This window comes from Actinoallomurus soli, from assembly GCF_024055715.1.
Lineage (GTDB): Bacteria > Actinomycetota > Actinomycetes > Streptosporangiales > Streptosporangiaceae > Actinoallomurus > Actinoallomurus soli.
Genome location: NZ_JAMXMV010000005.1, coordinates 414454 through 432271 on the forward strand (window position 1 = coordinate 414454; position 17818 = coordinate 432271).

At 72.0% G+C, this 17818-nt stretch carries 15 protein-coding genes; 7 read left to right on the plus strand and 8 right to left on the minus strand.

Annotation, left to right across the window (positions count from 1 at the left end):
* Nucleotides 1-94: 94 nt before the first annotated feature.
* On the minus strand, nt 95-1531 hold the full coding sequence (locus tag NDW01_RS16170) for a GuaB1 family IMP dehydrogenase-related protein (RefSeq protein ID WP_252821340.1): 1437 nt from the start codon (nt 1529-1531) through the stop codon (nt 95-97).
* Nucleotides 1532-2447: 916 nt separating this feature from the next.
* On the opposite strand from NDW01_RS16170, the gene NDW01_RS16175 reads away from it, so the two are divergent.
* From NDW01_RS16175 to NDW01_RS16185, 3 genes are all read left to right on the plus strand, one after another.
* Nucleotides 2448-3338 (plus strand): Lrp/AsnC family transcriptional regulator, encoded by an 891-nt coding sequence (locus NDW01_RS16175; RefSeq protein ID WP_252784944.1) that lies wholly within the window; start codon nt 2448-2450, stop codon nt 3336-3338.
* 132 nt (nt 3339-3470) lie between these two features.
* A complete protein-coding gene (locus NDW01_RS16180) occupies nt 3471-4331 on the plus strand; it encodes a LysR family transcriptional regulator (RefSeq protein ID WP_252821342.1) in 861 nt (286 codons plus the stop codon).
* A 176-nt stretch (nt 4332-4507) separates the two neighbouring features.
* On the plus strand, nt 4508-5767 hold the full coding sequence (locus tag NDW01_RS16185; RefSeq protein WP_252821344.1) for a lipase family protein: 1260 nt from the start codon (nt 4508-4510) through the stop codon (nt 5765-5767).
* Between the two features lie 28 nt (nt 5768-5795).
* Here the strand turns inward: NDW01_RS16185 and NDW01_RS16190 are convergent, their stop codons facing one another.
* The 3 genes from NDW01_RS16190 to NDW01_RS16200 form a co-directional block, all read right to left on the minus strand.
* Nucleotides 5796-7295: an MFS transporter gene (locus NDW01_RS16190; protein ID WP_252821346.1), complete on the minus strand. Its 1500-nt coding sequence runs from the start codon at nt 7293-7295 to the stop codon at nt 5796-5798.
* On the minus strand, nt 7292-7561 hold the full coding sequence (locus NDW01_RS16195) for a ubiquitin carboxyl-terminal hydrolase 14 (RefSeq protein WP_252821349.1): 270 nt from the start codon (nt 7559-7561) through the stop codon (nt 7292-7294). The genes NDW01_RS16190 and NDW01_RS16195 overlap by 4 nt, the downstream gene beginning before the upstream one ends.
* 85 nt (nt 7562-7646) lie before the next feature.
* Nucleotides 7647-8696: a GDP-mannose 4,6-dehydratase gene (locus NDW01_RS16200; protein ID WP_252821351.1), complete on the minus strand. Its 1050-nt coding sequence runs from the start codon at nt 8694-8696 to the stop codon at nt 7647-7649.
* Between the two features lie 283 nt (nt 8697-8979).
* Between NDW01_RS16200 and folP the strand changes: the two genes are divergently transcribed.
* Nucleotides 8980-9795, plus strand: coding sequence for a dihydropteroate synthase (gene folP / locus NDW01_RS16205; RefSeq protein WP_252821467.1), 816 nt, complete (start codon nt 8980-8982; stop codon nt 9793-9795).
* A gap of 89 nt (nt 9796-9884) precedes the next feature.
* Here the strand turns inward: folP and NDW01_RS16210 are convergent, their stop codons facing one another.
* Nucleotides 9885-10448: a CGNR zinc finger domain-containing protein gene (locus NDW01_RS16210; RefSeq protein ID WP_252821353.1), complete on the minus strand. Its 564-nt coding sequence runs from the start codon at nt 10446-10448 to the stop codon at nt 9885-9887.
* 162 nt (nt 10449-10610) lie between these two features.
* Between NDW01_RS16210 and NDW01_RS16215 the strand changes: the two genes are divergently transcribed.
* Together NDW01_RS16215 and NDW01_RS16220 are read left to right on the plus strand one after the other, a co-directional pair.
* Complete coding sequence (locus NDW01_RS16215; protein ID WP_252821355.1) at nt 10611-12287, plus strand: Na+/H+ antiporter; 1677 nt, start codon at nt 10611-10613, stop codon at nt 12285-12287.
* A gap of 50 nt (nt 12288-12337) precedes the next feature.
* Nucleotides 12338-12964, plus strand: a complete 627-nt coding sequence (locus tag NDW01_RS16220) for a PaaI family thioesterase (RefSeq protein ID WP_252784950.1) — start codon at nt 12338-12340, stop codon at nt 12962-12964.
* Nucleotides 12965-13106: 142 nt separating this feature from the next.
* On the opposite strand, the gene NDW01_RS16225 is transcribed toward NDW01_RS16220, so the two are convergent.
* From NDW01_RS16225 to NDW01_RS16235, 3 genes are all read right to left on the minus strand, one after another.
* The gene (locus NDW01_RS16225; protein WP_252821356.1) at nt 13107-14849 is read right to left on the minus strand and encodes a S53 family peptidase; all 1743 of its coding nucleotides are present in this window, start codon (nt 14847-14849) and stop codon (nt 13107-13109) included.
* A 234-nt stretch (nt 14850-15083) separates the two neighbouring features.
* Nucleotides 15084-16583 carry a M1 family metallopeptidase gene (locus NDW01_RS16230; RefSeq protein ID WP_252821358.1) on the minus strand — a complete coding sequence of 500 codons (1500 nt, stop codon included), beginning with the start codon at nt 16581-16583 and terminating at the stop codon, nt 15084-15086.
* A gap of 108 nt (nt 16584-16691) precedes the next feature.
* Nucleotides 16692-16961, minus strand: a complete 270-nt coding sequence (locus tag NDW01_RS16235) for a DUF1876 domain-containing protein (RefSeq protein WP_252821360.1) — start codon at nt 16959-16961, stop codon at nt 16692-16694.
* 187 nt (nt 16962-17148) lie between these two features.
* On the opposite strand from NDW01_RS16235, the gene NDW01_RS16240 reads away from it, so the two are divergent.
* Nucleotides 17149-17814, plus strand: a complete 666-nt coding sequence (locus NDW01_RS16240) for a VC0807 family protein (protein WP_252821362.1) — start codon at nt 17149-17151, stop codon at nt 17812-17814.
* Nucleotides 17815-17818: the final 4 nt, after the last annotated feature.

Sequence of the window (17818 nt, forward strand, 5' to 3'; positions counted from 1 at the left end):
ACCGTCCTCGCCTAGACATCACCTCTATGATCCACCCATCACGGGCATGCCCCGACGCCGGAGCCCGATACGTCCGGATCAGGGATCGGCGGATCTACCAGCTGGCGTGGAGCGGCTTGCCCTCCGCGTAGCCCGACGGGCTCTGCACCCCGACCACGGCGTACTCGTGCAGCTCCTCCAGCGTCCGCGCGCCCGCGTACGTGCAGGAGCTGCGCAACCCGGCGATGATCGAGTCGAGCAGGTCCTCGACGCCGGGGGACTGCGGGTCGATGTACATCCGCGACGTGGAGATTCCCTCCTCGAACAGCGCCTTGCGGGCGCGGTCGAAGGGGGAGTCGTCGGACGTGCGGAGCCGTACGGCGCGGGCGGAGGCCATGCCGAAGCTCTCCTTGTACAGCCGGCCGTCGGCGGCGCGCTGGACGTCGCCGGGGGACTCGTACGTCCCGGCGAACCATGAGCCGATCATGACGTTGGCGGCACCGGCGGCGAGCGCCAGGGCCACGTCGCGCGGGTGACGGACGCCGCCGTCGGCCCAGACGTGCCCGCCGAGCCGGCGCGCCTCGGCGGCGCACTCCAGGACGGCGGAGAACTGCGGACGGCCCACGCCGGTCATCATCCGGGTGGTGCACATCGCGCCGGGGCCGACGCCGACCTTGACGATGTCGGCGCCCGCCTCGACGAGGTCGCGTACGCCCTCGGCGGTCACGACGTTGCCCGCCACGATCGGGACGCGCGGGTCGAGAGCGCGGACGCGCCGGAGCGCGCTGAGCATCTTCTCCTGGTGCCCGTGGGCGGTGTCGATGACCAGCAGGTCGGCACCCGCGTCGAGCAGCGCGCCGGCCTTCTCCTCGACGTCGCCGTTGACGCCCAGGGCGACGGCGACGCGGAGCCGGCCGTCCGCGTCGACGGCGGGCTGGTAGAGGGTGGCGCGCAGTGCGCCGGTGCGGGTCAGCACGCCCACGAGCCGGCCCTGCCCGTCGACGACCGGGGCGAGCCGGTAACCGCGGGCGTGCAGCGTGTCGAACGCCTTCTGCGGGTCGATGTCGTCCGGGAGCGTGAGGACGTCGCGCGACATCACCTCGCGGAGCTGGGTGAACCGGTCGACGCCCATGCAGTCGCCCTCGGTGACCACCCCGGCGGGGCGGTCGTCCTGGACGACGACGACCGCGCCGTGGGCCCGCTTGTGCAGCAGGCCGAGCGCGGCGCCGACCGTGTCGCCCGGGCCGAGCTTGATGGCCGTGTCGACGATGAGGTGACGGCTCTTGACCCACCCGACCACGTCGGCGACCACGTCGAGGGGGATGTCCTGGGGGATGACCGCGATGCCGCCGCGGCGGGCGATCGTCTCGGCCATGCGCCGGCCGGAGACCGCGGTCATGTTCGCGACCACGATGGGGATGGTCGTACCGCTGCCGTCCGCGGTCGACAGGTCGACGTCGAGACGGGATCCGACGTCCGAGCGCCGGGGGACCATGAAGACGTCGTTGTAGGTCAGGTCGTGGGCCGGTCGCTCACCGTTCAGCAGGCGCACGTTCTTTCACACCGTCCGGAGCTCGGGGATCATCGGCACGAGGAGGGCCGCGTCCATTGTCGGGGATACCCGAGAGTGTCCGGTTCAAAGGGTGCTCAGAGGGCTCCGACGGCCTGACGATGCGCGGACCCCGGGTGCGCGGTCCGCGGATGACGTCCGGCGACGCGGCGTGGGTCTCTTTTCCGGACGCCGCCGTGCCGGACCGGGCCGCCGCTCCCCGCGGTCGGCGGGGCGGGCGGGTGATCGGCCGGCGGCAGGACCGCCGCCCGGACCGTCCGAAGCGGGGCCCGAACCCGCTCGACCCGCGGTCGGCGATCGGGGGCGCAAGCGGCGGGTCGAGAGAGTCCCATCGCGGTGGATGGTGGTGGCCTGCCCGCCGGGCTTCCGGCTCGCTTCGGGGCAGGAAACTTCCCTTCCAGGGGCATTGACCGTCCGTCATTTCTCCATGGAACACTTGACCTCTGAGCTGTCCCACCGCACTTTGCGGATCCGGCGCCGCCTATGGGCCGGTGGCCGGGTGCGCGGGCCGCATCCCCTCGCTGAGAGGCATTCATGCAGTTCAGAGTCCTGCGTTCCGCGCCGCCCCGGGCCGCCGCCGACGAGCCGACGCCCATACGGCCTCGCGCACGGAACACCCGCGTCGTTTGCGGAGCGCCGCCGCCGGACGCGCATGTGACGAGCGTCGCGCTAATACCGCCGGAACTGGTTCACGACTACCGGCGAGATGATCTTGGACGTTGCCATGCCATCGGATCGTGCCACGCGCCGATTTCGGCACCCACGTCGCGCCTCACCGACACATTCGTGGTCCTTCAGCGAACAAACACGAACAACGCTTCGTTTTCGCGACGAACACGTCACTAATGAAATGATCATGCAAACAACTGCAGGACCATACATCCCCAGGAGGAACCCCGTGCTCGATGCGGTCGACGCCGTGCTCGTACGCGAGCTGCAGCGGGATGGGAGGGCCACCTTCCAGGCGCTCGCCGACCGTGTAGGGCTGTCCCGCACGGCCGTGCGCACGCGCGTACAGCACCTCCTCGACTCGGGGATCGTGCGCGTCGTGGGAATCGTGCACGCGTCGGTGGTCGGGACCGGAGCGATCGGTCACCTGGCGGTCGACGTCGACGGGCCGGCGCGCCAGGTCGCCGAGGCCGTCTCCCGGCGGGCCGCGACGTGGTTCGCGTCCCTGGCGGCGGGAGCGCATCCCGTGGTCGCGGAGCTGCGCGTACGCGACGACGCGGCGCTCGTCGAAGAGGTGGACGCGGTGCGCGCGCTGCCCGGAGTCCGCGGCATCGAGGTGTTCCGCGTGACGACGGTCGTCAAGGACGCGCACTCGGTCGTCACCGAGCTGCCCGACGTGTCGCTGGACGAGATCGACTGGCGGCTGCTGCGCGAGCTGACCCGGGACGGCCGCACCCCGTACACGAGGCTGGCCGAGGTCGTCGGGCTCTCGCAGGCGGCGACGCGGGCCCGCGCCGTGCGCCTGATGCGTTCCGGGATCATCCATGTGACGGGCATCGTCGACTCCCAGGCGCTCGGCTCCGGTGAGCTCGCCGGGCTCGGCGTCCGGGTGTCCTCCGACATCGGCGCGGCCGCGTCGCGGATCGCGGCCCTCCCCGGCGTCAACTACGTGGTGACCGGATTCGGCCGTCACGACCTCCTCTGTGGAATCGACGCGACGTCCCGGGACGTGCTGCTGAACACGCTCGAGGCGGTCCGCGCGGTCCCCGGCGTGTGGGTCGGAGAGACATGGCAGCACCTCGACGTCGTCAAGCGCGTCTACGGCGCGGAGCTGCCGTAACGGCCGAGGGGAAATCCCGCCGGTTCTAAATGATCTTCTGACCGGCCCGAGAAAACTTCGGCAACACCGGAAGTCCAGGCCAATTCCGGCTATGTCAACGACCAATCCGGCCCCTTGTCATACCGTCGTGGCATGAATCTGCGGCAGCTGCGCTATGTCGTCGCCACCGCCGACCACGGGACGATGACCGCGGCGGCGCAGGCCCTGTTCGTCGCGCAGCCCGCGCTGTCGCGGGCGATCCGGGATCTGGAGCGGGAACTCGGCGTCGAGCTGTTCGCGCGAGCCGGCCGTGGCGTCGCGCTGACGGACACCGGCGAGCAGATCGTGCGCTACGCCCGCGACGCCCTGCGCGCGGTGGACGCGATCACGGCGGTCTGCTCCGCGCCGGCCGGCGGCCGTACGGGGGAGCTGCGGGTCGCCTCGACCCTGACCCTCGAGCCGGAGCTGACCGCACGGCTCCTGCCGGAGTTCGCCCGCGACCAGCAGGCCGTACGGGTCCGGGTCATCCGTTGCGAGGGCCGGGACGCGGTCGGCGCGGTGATCCGGGACGGCCGGGCCGACCTGGCCCTGACCGACCTGCCGGTCCCCGGCGACCTCGCCGCGCACCCGCTCGAACAGCGGGAGATCGTCCTGATCTGCCCGCCCGCCCTGCAGATCCGCGAACCGGTCCCGGTGTCCGCGCTCGACGGCATGCGGCTGATCATGCCCGCGCGCGGCGGCGCCCGGCGGGCCGAACTGGATGCGCTGCTGACCCGTCTCGGCGTCGTGCCGGTCGCCGCGGTCGAATCCGACGACCGCGGTTCGTGGCTGCCGTCGGTACGGGCGGGCCGGGGCTCGCTCCTCTGGTACCGCAACCAGGTCGAGACCGCCGACGGCGTCACGGTGCGCTCCCTCGCCCCGCCCATCATGGCGACCATCGGCCTGGTGCACGCCCGCCGCCCGCTCACTCCCGTCGCCAGGGACTTCCTCGTCTTCGCCAAGTCCCGCGGCTGAGGGCCGTTTCGTACGGCACGGCATGTTCCGCGACGTGCCGTGACTCCGGGCATGAGAAGCGCCGGCGGTCTTGTGAGAAAGGCAAGACAACCGCCGGATCCTCGTTGAGCACGGGAGTAACGGTTCGCCGCGGCCGGGCGTGTAATACCCGCCAGTCGACCGCAGGGAGCTGACTCATGAAGTACAGGCTGCTCGGATCGCTGGCGGCGCTACTGATGGCGGGCGCGACGTTCACCGCCGCCGAGAGCGGGCAGGCCGTCGCCGCTCCGGCCTCGTGCGACGCCTCCGACACCGCGATCTACACCCCGCCCGCCGCCGTGTCCGCGGCCCCGGGAACCCTCCTCGCCTGCGAGGCGGTGACGCTGCCGAAGGTTCCGGGGAACATCCCGATGAAGGCGTGGAAGGTGCGGTACGCCTCCACCGACGTCCGCGGCACGCCGATCGCCGTCGCGGTGCCGGCCGCCGCCTGGACCCGCGGCGGGTCCCGGCCCGTCATCGGGTTCAATCCCGGGACGCTCGGGCTCGGTCCCCAGTGCGCCTTCTCCAAGCAGCTGGCAGGGGCCTACCAGGACGAGTACGAGGGCGACCAGATCGCGGCGATCCTCAAGGCCGGGTACGCCGTCGCCGCGACCGACGGCGTCGGCTATCTGAACGGCCTGACCCACACCTACGTCGTCGGCCGGAACGCCGGCCACGCGCTGCTCGACGCCGTGCGCACCGCGTTCCAGGTGCCCGGCGGCGGCCTCGGCCCGGACGCGAAGGTCGGCGTCTGGGGCTACTCCGAGGGCGGCCAGGCGTCGCTGTGGGCGGCGCAGCTCGCCTCCTCGTACGCCCCCGAGCTGCACGTCGTCGGCGACGCGGCCGGGGGAGTCCCCGGCGACCTGAAGATCACTGCGGCGGGCCTGAACGGCGGGCCGTTCGCCGGGTTCCTGCTCGCCGCCGTCCTCGGCCTGCACACCGCCTACCCGTCGATGCCGTTCGACTCGCTGCTCAACGACACGGGACGGAGCGCCATCCAGCAGGGCAAGAGCCTGTGCCTGGTCGGCACGGTGACCGCCTTCGCGTTCGCCGACATCGGGAACTACACGAAGGACGGCCTCACGCTCGACCAGATCTACGCGCTGAGCGGACCCGACGGGACGACCTGGAGCGACCTCATCGACGCGCAGAGGCTCGGCGTGGGCGTCGGACCCGCGTGGTCCGGCGCGCAGTACCGGATCGGCTTCCCGGTGCTGCAGTACCGCGGTCTGGCCGACGAGGTCATCCCGGCGGCCACGGAGGACGGCACGCACAGGGCGTACTGCTCGGCCGGGGTCACCACCCAGTGGAACACCTACGCCGGTGACCACCTGACCGCCGACAACCAGGCGATCAACGACGTGATGGGCTTCTTCGCCGACCGTATCGCGGGCCGGTTCACGCTCGGCAACTGCTGACCCGCGCGGCCCGCCGCCGGGCCCGCCGTCAGGCGGGCTCGGGGGCGGCGGTGCCGGGTTCGAGGGGCGGCGCGCCGACGGGGCAGTTGACGTCGCACTCGGGCTGCGCGGTGGCCTGGCCCGGGTGCAGGGCGTCGTCGCGGACGGTGAGCAACGTCAGCACCGCGCCGACGACCAGGAGCACGGCCGCGAACGCCATCGCGGTGTGGAATCCGTGGTCGAAGACGCGCGGGTTCGCGTAGGCGTTCCCGGTGAGGCCGACCGCGGGCGGGACGCCCGCGACCGCGAGGAGGCCGGCCGCGCGGGCGACCGCGTTGTTGACGCCGCTGGCCACGCCGGCGTGCCGTACGTCGGCGCTCGCCAGCACGGTCGCGGTCAGCGGGGCGACGGCCGCCGACAGGCCCAGCCCGAAGACCACGGCCGCGGGGAGCACGTCCGTGACGTACGACGCGTGCGGGCCGATCCGCAGGGTGAGCAGCATCCCGGCGGCGGCCAGGACCAGCCCGGCCGTCATCGGGAGGCGCGGCCCGACCCGCTGGGCGAGCGCGCCCGCCCGTGAGGACAGCAGCAGCATCAGCACGGTCACCGGCAGCAGCGCCGTGCCGGCGGTGATGGGGGAGTAGTGGGCGACGACCTGCAGCTCGACGACGAGAAGGAAGAACTGGATGCCCATCCCGCCGTACATGATGAAGGTGACCACGTTGACGGCGGTGAACTGGCGGGACTTGAAGATCCCGAGCGGCAGCATGGCGCTGGGCCCGTGCCCCGCCGACCTGCGCCGCTCGACCACGGCGAACGCCGCGCCCGCGGCCACGCCGACCACGGCCGCGAGGACGACGGCGGCCGGGGACGCCCCCTTCCCCGGCGCCTCGGTCAGGGCATAGGTCACGCCGGCGAGGGCGAGGGCCGCCAGCGCCGCGCCGAGGACGTCGAAGCCGCGGTGCTCGGTCTCGTCGCGGCTCTCGGGTACGTGCCGGGCGGCGACGAGGATGACGACGGCGGCGAGCGGGAGGTTCAGCAGGAACGCCCAGCGCCAGCCGGCCGCGGAGATCAGCCAGCCGCCGACGAACGGGCCGATCGCCCCTGCGACGCCGCCGAGCCCGGACCAGGCCCCGACCGCTCGCGGCCGGTCCTCCGGCGCGAACGACGCCTGGATGATCGCGAGCGAGCCCGGCGCCAGCAGCGCGCCGCCGACGCCCTGCAGGGCGCGGGACGCGACGAGCACGCCGGTGTTCGGCGCGAGGCCGCACAGGGCCGAGGCGACGGCGAACCACGCGACGCCGATCGTGAACACCCTGCGGCGGCCGAACCGGTCGCCGAGCGACCCGCCGAGGAGGATCAGCCCGGCGAGCGTGAGGGTGTAGGCGTTGACCGTCCACTGCAGGCCGGCCACGGAGGCGTGGAAGTCCTCGCCGATGCGCGGCAGCGCGACGTTGACGATCGTCGAGTCCAGCAGCGCGAGGCTGGAGCCGAGGACCATGGCCGCCAGCACCCATCGGCCACGGGCCTCCGATAGCCGGAGGTTCAAACGATCACTTCATCGTCGTAGCACCAGCGCCAGTCCTCACCCGGTTCGAAGGAGCGCACGACCGGGTGGGAGGTCTCATGGTGGTGCGCCGTGGCGTGCTTGTTCGGCGAGGAGTCGCAGCAGCCGACGTGCCCGCACGTCAGGCAGAGGCGCAGGTGGACCCAGCGACCGCCGGAGCGCAGGCAGTCCTCGCATCCCTCCGGGGTCCGCGCCTGAGGGGCCGGATCGGGAAGCGTGGCGACGTGGGCACAGGTGGAAGTCGTCATACAGCGCATAATCGCACGTCCCGGGAGTCCGCGCGCCCACCGCGGTGCCCCCGGGCCAGGGCCGCAGGATCCGGGGCGCGGCCCGTCACCAGTGGTCGAAGCTGAGCGGCTCGTCCTCGGGGCGGTCCGAACGCGACAGCAGCGCCAGGTCCGACTCGACCATCATCGCGACGAGCTCCTCGAAGGACACGCCAGGCTCCCAGCCGAGCTGGTCGCGCGCCTTCTTCGGGTCGCCGCAGAGCAGGTCGACCTCGGCGGGCCGGGTGAGGCCCGGATCGCCGACCACGTGGTCCCGCCAGTCGAGGCCGGCCGTGCTGAACGCCAACTCGACGAGCTCGCGCACCGACTGGGTACGGCCGGTGCCGATGACGTAGTCCTCGGGGGTGTCCTGGGCGAGCATCAGCCGCATCGCCGTGACGTAGTCGCCGGCGTAGCCCCAGTCGCGCCGGGCCTCCAGGTTGCCCAGCCGGAGCTCGCGGGCCAGGCCGAGCCTGATGCGGGCCACGCCGAGGGAGATCTTGCGGGTGACGAACTCCGCGCCCCGGCGCGGCGACTCGTGGTTGAACAGGATGCCGCTGACCGCGAACATCCCGTACGACTCGCGGTAGTTCTGGGTGATGAAGTGGCCGTAGGTCTTGGCGACACCGTAGGGGCTGCGCGGATGGAAGGGCGTCCGCTCGTTCTGCGGCGTCTCGCGCACCTGACCGAACATCTCCGACGACGACGCCTGGTAGAAGCGGATCTGGCCGCCGCCGGGCGTGCGGGAGCCGCCGATGCCGCTCACCACCCGGATCGCCTCCAGCATGCGGAGCACGCCCATGCCGGTGACCTCGGCGGTGATCTCCGCCTGTTGCCAGGACATCGGCACGAAGGAGATGGCGCCGAGGTTGTAGACCTCGTCGGGCCGGACCTTCTCCACCGCGGAGATCAGGCTGCCCTGGTCCAGGAGGTCACCGTGCACGAGCCGCACATCACCGATGTGCTTGCGCAGCCTGGACACGTGCGGGTTCGCCTGTCCTCGGACCAGGCCCCACACCTCGTACCCCTGCTCGAGCAGATGCTCGGCGAGGTACGAGCCGTCCTGCCCGGTGATCCCGGTGATGAGCGCCGTTGTCAGCGGAACCTCCAAGCTCACGGGGCTTTGCCCGTTTCGTGTGAATCCAGAGGTTAGCCGGACCATCGGGCGATGGCGATAGCGGCCCGAGGTGACACCCGCGTCCCCGTACGGGCGCCCGCGCGGGCCGGGCCGCGTCGGCGGGCCGCCCGCGTAGGATGTCGTGGTGCGCGATGAGGGAGGGGCGCGTCCCCACGCGGCGGAGGCGCCGAAGCCCGACTCCGCAGGGACCGGCGCGGCGGTGACGGGCCGGGGCTCCGCTCCGCTGCGGCTCGGCGCGCGGACGCTCGACCGCTTCGCGATCATGGCCGTGGTCAACCGGACCCCCGACTCCTTCTTCGACCGTGGGGCGACGTACGCCTTCGACGCCGCCCTGACGGCGGTGGGCGCGGCGGTCGAGGCCGGCGCCGACATCATCGACATCGGCGGCGTCAAGGCCGGTCCCGGCGAGGAGGTCGGCGTCGCGGAGGAGCTCCGCCGCGTCGTCGACCTGGTCGCGGCGGTGCGCGAGCGGCATCCGGGCGTCATCATCAGTGTCGACACGTGGCGGGCCGAGGTCGGCGAGGCGGTGGCGGAGGCGGGGGCCCACCTGCTCAACGACACCTGGGGCGGACCTGACCCGCGGCTGGCCGAGGTGGCGGCCGCGTACGACATCGGGCTGGTCTGCGCGCACGCCGGCGGGCTGCGCCCCCGGACCCGGCCGCACCGGGTCGCCTACGACGACGTGGTCGCGGACGTGATCCGGCACGTGACCGCCGAGGCCGAGCGGGCCGTCGCCCTGGGGGTGCGCCGCGACGCGATCCTCATCGACCCCGCCCACGACTTCGGGAAGAACACCCGCCACTCCCTGGAGATCACTCGCAGGCTGGGCGAGCTGACCGCCACCGGCTGGCCCGTCCTGGTGGCCGTGTCGAACAAGGACTTCATCGGGGAGACGCTCGGCCGGCCGGTCGACAAGCGCGGCGTCGGGACCATGGCGGTGCTGGGCGTCTCCGCGTGGCTGGGCGCCCGCGTCTTCCGCGTGCACGACGCCGCAGGCGCCCGGCGGGCGCTCGACGCGGTGGCCGCGCTGCGCCGCGACCCCGGCGACGCCGTGCGCGGCGTGCGGGCGACCCTGTGATCGATTCCGGCGACGCCGTGCGCGGAGCCGGGTGGACGACCCCGTGATCGACTCCGGCGACGCCGTGCGCGGGGTGGCCGGCGCGGGGATCAGTGGGCCGTGGACTCCCGCTGGCGCGCCCGGTAGGCGGCGACGTGCATGCGGTTGCCGCACGTGCGGCTGTCGCAGTAGCGCCGGCAGCGGTTCCGGGACAGGTCGACGAGCACCCGGGAGCAGTCGGGGGCCTCGCACACGCGCAGGCGGTCGAGCTCGTCGGCGGCGATCACGTACGCGAGGGCGATGCCGCCCTCGGCCGCGAGGTGTTCGGCCAGACGCGCGCCCGGCGCGAAGAAGTGCACGTGCCAGTCCCACTCGTCGTGGTCGGTCAGGCGGGGCGAGATGCGTGCCTCCGCGATGATCGCGTTGATCAGCCGCACGGCCGACTCTTTGTCGTCCGCCGTGCGGAACACCTCGTGGAGCCGGTCGCGGAGGCGATGCGTGGCGCTGAGGTCGTCGGCGTCCAGGTCCCGGGCGTCGCTCAGCCGCTTGAGGTCGACGAACCGCTGGAGGCTCGCCAGGTCGGGCAGGTGCTCGGTCGTGGTGGCCGGCGGTCCGCTGTTGACCAGATCGACGACGATCTGGAGGGCATGCTCGGTGTCATGGCTGAAAAGCACTTCGACTCCCGTTCGGGCGTCACGATCCTTTGAGTAAGTAGCGTATGACCATACGCTACTTACATCGGCCGGTGGTCCCCGTGTTCTCACATTGTGACGCCCCGCACGACCCCTGCGTGGGCGACCTAGGAGATTTGGGGAAGAGTGGGCGTCATGGGTCCGATGTCGCTTTTCCTGGGCGGGCTGGCCTTCGCCGTCGTCGTGCTGCTCGCCCGCAACCTGGCCGGCCGGCTGGGGCTACCGGAGGCGACCCTGCTCGTCGTGCTGGCCGCGGCGATGGGCTTCATCCCCGGCATGCCGCAGATCCACCTGCCCCCGGAGGTCGTGCTGATCGGGTTCCTGCCCCCGATCGTGTACCACGCGGCGTTCTTCACCGCGCCGCGGGAGGCCAAGGCGGACGCGGTCCCGATCATCACGCTGGCGGTCGTGCTGACCGCCGTCACGACGTTCGCGGCGGCCGGCGCCGCGCACGCGGTCGTGACCGGCCTGAGCTGGGCGGCGGCCATCGCCTTCGGCGCCGCGGTCGCCCCCACGGACGCGGTCTCCGCGACCTCGATCCTGCAGCGCCTCGGCGCACCGCGCAGGATCGTCACCATCCTCGAGGGCGAGAGCCTCATCAACGACGGCGTGGCGCTCACGGTGTTCGTCCTGGCCGTCGAGGGACTGTCGCACTCCTACACGTTCGGGCACGGCGCGGCGCGGCTCGCCGAGGTGGTCGTCGGCGGCGTCGCGTACGGACTGTTCGCCGGCTTCGTCGTCTCGCGCCTGCGGCGCCGGATCCGCGATCCGAGCAGCCAGATCGTCGTCTCGCTGCTGACGCCGTACCTCGCGTTCATCCCGGCGAACGAACTCGGCTTCTCGGGGATCCTCGCGACCGTCACGGCCGGGTTCTTCCTCGGCACGCGCGGCGAGGGCATGCTGCAGCCGGCGTCGCGCCTGGTCGGAGGGATGTTCTGGCGCGTGCTCGTCTACCTCCTCGAGTCGGCGCTGTTCGTCCTCCTCGGCCTGCAGATCCGGCCGGTGATGCGCGAGATCACCGGCCATTCGCCGTCACGGCTGCTCGTCGCCGTCCTGGTGGTGGCGACGATCATCGTCGTCGTACGCATCGCCTGGTCGCTGTGGGTTTTTCCCCTCGGGCGGTACCTGCCGGGCCGTCACCTCGAGGTGGGCCACCTCAACGCGAGGGAGCGTTTCGCGATCGGCTGGAGCGGCATGCGCGGCGCCATCTCGCTGGCGATCGTGCTGTCGGTGCCGGGGAACGTCCGCGGCTCGCCGCTGCCCGGCCGGCAGGAGATCGTCTTCCTCACCGCCGCGATCGTCTTCGTCACCCTGGTCGGCCAGGCGATGGCGCTGCCGGTGATCCTGCGCAGGTTCGGGCTGGCCGAGTCCGACCGGCAGCGCATCGAGCAGATGACCGCCCGCCGGGCGGTGCTCGAGGCCGCGCTCGACCGGCTGGACGCGCTCGTCGAGAAGGACGAGGTGGACGAGCGCGCCGCGCAGACCTACCGGCAGCTGTACGAGGACCGCCTCCGGCGCGTACGGGCCGAGCTGGACGGCGACGCGGACGAGGAAGTGCCGCCCGACCCGATCGCGCTGCGGCGCGACCTGATCCGGGCGCAGCGGGAGAGGCTGGACCGGCTCTACCGCAAGGGGAAGATCAGCGCGGACGCGGTACGGGCCGTCCGCCGCCGGCTCGATCTGGACGACCCGGATCTGCGGCGCGACGTCGGCTTATCCCCCACGGCTCGGGTCACTCTCCGTAGTTCCGGCATGGTCCGGATCGGTGACGATACCGAATGCACACGGTACCGGGGCGGCGCTCACGCCGGAATCCTGTGACTGTCCGTAAACTGCGAAGCGGCGGATCAGGTGCGAGTCGAAGGAGTCATATGGCCGAGCAAGCGGAGATGCCGCAGGAACGGCCGGCGACGCAGGATCAACCGCAGAGCATCGGGCGGGCCGACCCGGCCGGGAGATCGACGGCGTCCGGGCCCCTGCCGGGGCGGCCGGAGGGGCCGGGCGGCACGGTCCGCATCGTCGACCTGCCGGAGTCGGACCAGAAGTCCCTGCGGACGGCCCTGCGGCACGACACGCCGTTGCACGACCTGCTCGGCCTGGAGATGGTCGAGCTCGGGGAGGACCACGCCGTGCTCTCCATGCCGATCCGGCCGCAGGCGTTCAACAGCACCGGCAACCTGCACGGTGGTGCCATCGCCACGCTGATCGACGTGGCGGCCGGCACGGCGGCCGCGCGGGGAAGCGGGTTCGAGCCGGGCCGGCAGAGCCTCGTGACCGCCGACCTGCACGTCCGGTACCTCGGCCGCCCGCACGGTGACCAGGTGTACGCGCGCGCCCAGGTGCTGAAGGCGGGCCGCCAGCTCATCGTCGTCGAGTGCCGGGTCACCGACATCGAGCATCGCGTCATCGCGGCGGCGGACTTCAGCATGATGATCGTTCCGCTGCGCAAGCCGCTGCGGCCCGTCGCGAGCGCCAAGGACACCGACCCGGACCTGTGACCGCGTGGCCCGGCGCGCGGAGTCACGCGCCGGGCCACCACGCGCCGGTGACGACCCTGGGGCCAGGGGCCGGGCCGCCACGGCCGCTCGGCCACGGCCGGTCAGCCGGGGTCGGTGAGCGGGGGCCGGTGAGCGGGGCCGGTCAGCCGGGGTTGGCGGCCAGCGTGTTGAAGAAGGCCGGCAGGTTGGGGCTGCCCAGGCCCGTCGACAGGTCGAAGCCGGCCGTCGCCGGGTAGTACAGGTTGTTGCCCGTGACGACGTCGGTGTACGGCTTGTTGCCGCCCGCAGCGCTCAGCGCGTGGTAGAAGGTGTCCGGGCCGTAGCAGAACACGTGGGCGCGCGTGAGCAGGCCCTGGTTCACGAGGGCCATGCCGGCCGCCCAGATCGGGGCCGCCGCGCTCGTGCCGCCGGACGACACCCATCGGCCCCGGTAGTAGATCGGCAGGTCGATCGCGACCGCGGAGACGTCCGGCACCTCACGGCCGCCACTGGCGGAGTACCGGTTGTCCACGCCGGGCGCCTGCTGGAACGGCACCCGCTGGTGGACCCTGCTCACACCGCCGCCGCTGCCCCACTGGTTCTCGCACCGGGACAGGTTCGTCCGGTCGGACCAGACGGTCTCCTGCGTACGGGCCCCGTTCGGCGCGAGGCCCAGGCGGGTGCCGCCGACCGCGACCACGTAGGGCGAGGTCGCGGGGAAGGACACGTCGAGCGAGCCGTAGACCCGGTCGCCGTACGCCCCGCAGTCACCGCTCGACACGAACACCGTCATGTTCTCGGCGACGGTGAGGATGCGCAGGCTCTGGTCGATCGATTCCATGACGGCCGGGGACAGGTAGCCCTCCGGGCCGCCCAAGCTGATGCTGACGATGCTGCCCGCGGGCCTCTTCGACCGGTCGTAGTTGTCATCGATGATGCGCTGCAGCGCGTCGTTCAGCGCGGTCCAGGAATCGGCGCCGTTGCCGCTGTTCAGCAGCGCCGGGTCCTCCTGGTAGTCGACGATGCTCAGGTTGGGGGCCAGGCCCGCCAGCATCTGGATGTCGAGGGTGGCCTCCGCGCCGACCGCCGGCTCGGTCGCGCCGAGGTTCACGTTGCTCACCTGGATGCGCGAGCCGGTGCACGCGACGTAGTTGTCGACATCGTTCCGGTCGTACCCGTCCATCTCGACGAGGTTGACCCTCATGTTCTCCCCGTGCCAGCCCTGGCTCCACAGCTGGTTGTAGCCGTATGCGGCGGCGACCCGGTCGTGGGTGGCGAACCGCTGCGGGAACCGCTGGATGCACCGCGGTGCCCGTGCCGGCAGGGCGCGGCCGGGCGCCGCGGCGCTCAGCGGCCCGCGGGACCTGGGGGCGACGCTGTAGCTCTCCAGGCCGGTGACGGCCAGGATGTACGGCTTGAGCGGCTCGGGGATCTGCGGCGGGTGGTTCGGGTCGGGCGTGAAGTACGTGCGGCCGTTCAGCCGGTGCGTGACGAAGGACGTCCGCAGCAACTGGGCGGCCTGCCCGGCCTTCACGTCGAAGGTCACGCTCGTCCGCGTCCTGCTCGGCTTGGCCTGGATGTGGGCGCTGTTCAGGTAGGCCTGGAACTTCTGGATCGTCTGGTCGCTGACGCCGAGCTCCTTGCCGACGTCACCGGCGGCCTGCGACGGGCTCTTGCCGTGTCCGTACTTCTTCCAGACGTCGTCGCCGACCTTCAGCGTGACGCCGACGTGCAGCGTCTGACCGTCCGGGACCCGGCCGGTCACGGGCGCCTTCAGCACCTTGTCCGGAATTCCGAGGTCGAGCGTCGTGTATTTCCATGTGGTGGCGGCGGTCGGCGACGCCGACGGCTTGCTGGAGGTCCCCGAACTCCCGCAGCCGCTCAGAACGGTCAGTGTGAGCAGCACTGTGAGACATGCGGCCCGGTGCTTGCGCACGGATGTACCCCGTTTCCTCGTCTGGGACTGGCGACACACGCGGTGAAGCCACGCGTGAGCGCTCAGACGAGCGCGGCATACCGTCGGTTCCACTCATCTCGTGGGTTTCCGTCATCCCGGTCGGCGGAGGCGTCCGGGATGACGGAGACCCTGGAGCCGAGGCGGCCGGGATGACGGAGACCCTCTGGGTGCGCTCCCGCCGGGTCAGCCGCGGAGAGCCGGGGCGCGGAGCGCCGCGTGCGCCTGCCGGATCTGGGACCAGGACTTCGGCTCCGTCGTCGCGGCGGTCGGCTGCGGCGGCGCCGTCGGCCGCCCCGGCGTGTACAGCCAGGTCTGGAACAGCGCGCCGAGGCGCTGACCGGAGACGTGCTCGGCGAGCGCGATGAACTCCGGAATCGTCCCGTTGCCGTACTTCTTACGCGCCGCCCATGCGCGCAGGGTCGTGAAGAACGCGTGGTCGCCGACCCGCGCCCGCAGCGCCTGCAGGGCCATCGCGCCACGGTCGTACACGGCGTCGGCGAACTGGTTCTCACCCGGTCCGGGGTCACCCGGCTTGACCTGCCAGAAGGGATCATCGGCCGGATGGGAGTCATACGTCTTGCGCGCGAGCTCGGCGGCCGTGCCCTCACCGTGCTGCTCCGACCACAGCCACTCGGCGTACGTCGCGAACCCCTCGTTCAGCCAGATGTCACTCCAGCGGGCGAGCGAGACGCTGTCACCGAACCACTGGTGGGCGTTCTCGTGCACGACGAGGTACGGCCGGGGCCCGTTGCGGAAGCCGTACGGGCTGTAGAACACCCGGGTCTGGGTCTCCAGGGCGAAGTGGGAGGTCACGTTCGGCACGTATCCGCCGAGCGAGGTGAACGGATACGGCCCGAAGATCTTGCTCTCCCAGTCGACGACCTCGGCCGTGCGTTCGACGCTCGCCCGGGCCGCCGCCGCCTCGTCGGCCGGCAGGTCGGGGCTGTAGGCGGTGATGACCGGCAGGCCGTCCTTCGTACGGGACCGGTGGACGTCGAACCTCCCGATCCCGAGCGTCGTCAGGTACGTCGTCTGCGGCAGGGTCTCGCGCCAGCCGTACCGCGTCCAGCCGTTCGCGGTGCGGGCGCCGGTCGGCACGCCGTTACTGATCGTCTGCAGGCCCTCCGGCACGGTGATCCCGATGTCGTACGTGGCCTTGTCGAGCGGGTGGTCGTTGCTCGGGAACCACCACCACGCGCTCTCCGGCTCCTGCGCGGCCACCGCGCCGTCCGGGGTACGGGCCCAGCCGACGTAGTCGCCGTACTTCTTCGTCGACGGGACGCCCGCGTACCGGACGACGACGGTGAGCGGGCGCCCCTTCCGCAGGACGCGCGCCGGGGTGATGACCAGCTCGTGGGCGCCGGACGTGGTGAACCGCGCGGGCCGCCCGTCGACCGTGACGGAGGAGACGTCGAGCAGGAAGTCCAGGTCGAAGCGGGTGAGGTCCTGCGTCGCCCGCGCGGTGATCGTTGCGGTGCCCTCGAGACGGTCGTCGGAGGGCCGGTACTTCAGCTCCAGGCCGTAGTGGGCGACGTCGTAGCCGCCGTTCCCGTAGTCCGGATAGTAGGGGTCGCCGATCCCCGGCGCGCCCGGCCCGGCGTCGGCGTGGGCGGCCGTGGCCGTGGCCGTGAGGAGAACGCCGGCGGCGGTGGCCAGGACGGCGCTCAGTCGTCTACTGCGCATTCACTCTCCCGTTTTCTCCGAGTCAACCAACTCGGATGATAGAGATCTTTCGGGTGAGTGAAAGGCGCGGCCCTGATCGATTTTCGAGCGGTCGTGGTGAGTCTCGGGTCAGCGGGTGAGCCGGACGTGCTCGTGCGTCACCGCCTCGATGTCGGCCGCCGCCAGGTCGAGCAGCCGGTGGGCGAGGTCGGACAACGCCCGCGACGCCGCGAGCTCAGCGCCGATCTCGGGAACGTCCCAGTCGGCGGGGTTGCAGCGTGCCCGTCCCCGTCCGCGTACTCTCTCGGCGTCCCTGGCGATCAGCCGCGCCTCCGCGCGCGTCTGGCCGTCCTCCTCGTCGAGGAACAACTCCACGGACCAGTGTTCTTCCGTTCGCATCTCTGCCTCCGTTTTACAGGTGTGCCTCCTACTCATGAGGCTTCACCGGGTACGACGGCGGGGGGCAGGGGCGAAGGTCCCTGGCTGCGAATCGGAGGGCCGGTGCCGGTGACTCCTGCCGGGTCCGGCGCCATCGCGGAACCGGCCGAACCGGTCGGGATCTTGGCGTAGCGTGGGCCGGGTCTTCGTGAAGTCGATCGATCGGGAGTCGTCCGGCACCATGGAGTCACCGCACCGCTTCGAGATCCCCCGCCTGACCTCGCTCCTCGTGCACGCGCTGCCCAGAGTCGTCGAGGGCATGATCGCCCCTGTCGTCGTGTTCTACGCGGGCCTCGTCGTCCTCGGGCTGAACGGCGCGCTGGTGACCGCGGTGGCCTGGGTGTACGGCGGGATCCTCGTTCGCGTCGTACGCCGCAGGCCGGTGCCCGGCACGCTGCTGCTCGCGGCGCTCGGCGTCACCGCGCGGGCCGTGCTCGCGGCCGTCACGGGCAGCGCCGTCGTCTACTTCCTGCAGCCGACCCTGGGCACGATGCTCGTCGCGGTCTCCTTCCTCGCCTCGGTGCCGCTCGGCCGCCCCCTCGCCGCCAAGGTCGCCACCGACCTGGTGCCGCTGCCCGAGGCGTTCCTCGCGCACGCCCGCGTCCGCCGCTTCTTCCTGCGGATCTCGCTGCTGTGGTCCCTGACCTTCACGCTGAACACCGCGCTCAGCCTCTGGCTGCTGTTCAGTCAGTCGATCGGCACCTACCTGTGGGTGCGGACCATGGCCGTGGCACTCCTCGGCGCCACCGCGGTGCTGATCTCGGTGTGGGGTTTCAAGCGCTGTGTGCACCGCGTCACCGCCGTTCCCGCCTGACCGG